The organism is Nosocomiicoccus sp. HMSC059G07 (assembly GCF_001815515.1).
Classification (GTDB): domain Bacteria; phylum Bacillota; class Bacilli; order Staphylococcales; family Salinicoccaceae; genus Nosocomiicoccus; species Nosocomiicoccus ampullae_A.
In genome coordinates this window covers 53,953-55,954 of the sequence record NZ_KV820865.1, presented here as the reverse complement: position 1 = coordinate 55,954, position 2,002 = coordinate 53,953, and the positions used below count along the sequence as shown (strand labels likewise).

Genomic DNA, 2,002 nt, shown 5'->3' with positions numbered 1-2,002 from the left:
GGACATGCGTCATCGCGAGTAAATAGTTAATGTCCTTATCATCATTAAACGTATCGTAAATACTTAAGAGTAGCGTACGTGCATCTCTATATTTGCCTTCATTAAAATACATATTACCGAGTGTAAAATATGCCGCAGAATTATTCTTATCCAGTTCAATTGCTTTTAGTAAGAAGTTGTTCGCCTCTTCGAGTTTACCGATGTTATATAGAACAGAACCTCCGTTAATATAGTGCGCCGGATTTGTCGGATCCTCTTCAATAGAATCAAAAATTTTCTTTAACGCTGTTTCGTAATCGCCTGCTTGAATAAAATCTTCGTATTTAAAACTCATGCTAAATACTCCAGTTTCTCTTCACCGTTAAACACTTCGTCAATCGTCGCGCCACCAATTACTCTGTCACCGTCGTATAATACAACTGCTTGACCTGGTGTGACTGCGCGTTGTGGTGCTTTAAACGTTACTAAAATTTTATTGTCATCTAATTTCTTAACAGATACGGCACTATCCGCTTGGCGATATCTAAACTTCGCATTTGCATCAAATTCGTCGGGCATATCATTAATGAAGTTAACGTCTTCAGCGATAAGACTCGTTGAGTATAATTTCTCATTATGGAATCCAGTAACGACGTATAATTCATTCGTTTCTAAGTTTTTACCTGCGACAAAATATGGTCCACCCGGTCCACCAATTCCTAAACCTTGGCGTTGACCGATTGTGTAGTACATAATTCCGTCGTGTTTGCCTTTTTCTTCGCCAGTTTCCATGTCGATTATTTTTCCTGGTTTAGCTGGTAAATAATTTGAAAGGAATGTTTTAAAATCTCTTTCTCCGATAAAACAAATTCCTGTGGAATCTTTTTTATCTTTCGTTGCGAGATCAAATTTATGTGCGAGTGCACGAACTTCTTTTTTATCAATTTCACCTAACGGGAATAGTGTTTTACTTAACTGTTCTTTCGTTAATTGGTTTAAAAAGTATGTTTGGTCTTTATTGTCGTCGACACCTTTAAGCATCGTCACTTCACCGTCGTGATTCACTCTCGCATAGTGCCCTGTCGCTACAAAATCTGCACCGAGTTTCATCGCGTGATCTAAAAATGCTTTAAACTTAATTTCTTTATTACACATGACGTCTGGATTCGGTGTACGTCCACGTTTATATTCTTCTAAAAAGTATTCGAATACTCTATTGTAATATTCTTTTTCAAAGTTGACTGAATAGTATGGTATACCAATTTGTTCAGCGACTTTTCTGACGTCCTCATAATCGACTGTCGCTGTACAGACACCAAACTCATCCGTATCATCCCAGTTTTTCATAAATATGCCGATGACGTTATACCCTTCGTCTTTTAACAGTTTCGCTGTGACTGAAGAGTCAACGCCACCACTCATTCCAACGACGACTGTCGTATCTTCTTTTCTCTTCATTTATATTCAACCCTTTATTTTAATCGATCATATAATTTCTTTAATGACTGTATTGTTTTTTCTATATCATCTTCAGTCGTTAAATGACTAAAACTAATTCTAAGTGAATGTGCCGCACGGTTTTCATCATACATTTTTGTAATAACGTGTGACGGTGTTACAGTTCCAGCGTTACATGCACTACCACCTGATATATAAATACCCTCTAAATCTAATGCCGTGAGTAAAAGTTCCGTTTCTGAAAATGGCACGTAAATGTTTAAAATATGTGGAGATTGACTGTTTAAATCACCGTTTACTTTAAACTCAACGCCCGCTTCTTTTAATCCATCTATGAGCTTCTCTTTACGAGATAAAATCACGTTGTTTCTTTCATCTTTTAACTGAACTGCTTCTAATACAGCTTCACTCATCGCATAACTGTAAAGCAAGTTTTCAGTACCTGCACGGCGTTCTCTTTCTTGTTTACCACCGACGAGTTGTGCGTGTAAATGCGTGACGCTTCTTACATATAATACCCCTACACCTTTCGGTGCATATAATTTATGACCACTCATACTCATTA

General features: G+C 37.2%; 3 protein-coding genes. All 3 read right to left on the bottom strand.

Annotation, left to right across the window (positions count from 1 at the left end; translation table 11 throughout):
- The coding region (locus HMPREF3029_RS07045; RefSeq protein ID WP_144265439.1) for a tetratricopeptide repeat protein at positions 1-334 on the bottom strand (334 nt) is incomplete at its 3' end.
- Positions 331-1,437, bottom strand: coding sequence for a tRNA 2-thiouridine(34) synthase MnmA (gene mnmA / locus HMPREF3029_RS07040; protein ID WP_070622392.1), 1,107 nt, complete (start codon positions 1,435-1,437; stop codon positions 331-333). The genes HMPREF3029_RS07045 and mnmA, both read right to left, overlap by 4 nt.
- Before the next feature lie 14 nt (positions 1,438-1,451).
- Positions 1,452-2,002 (bottom strand): cysteine desulfurase family protein (locus HMPREF3029_RS09485; RefSeq protein WP_168165516.1); only part of this gene is annotated, 551 nt, incomplete at its 5' end.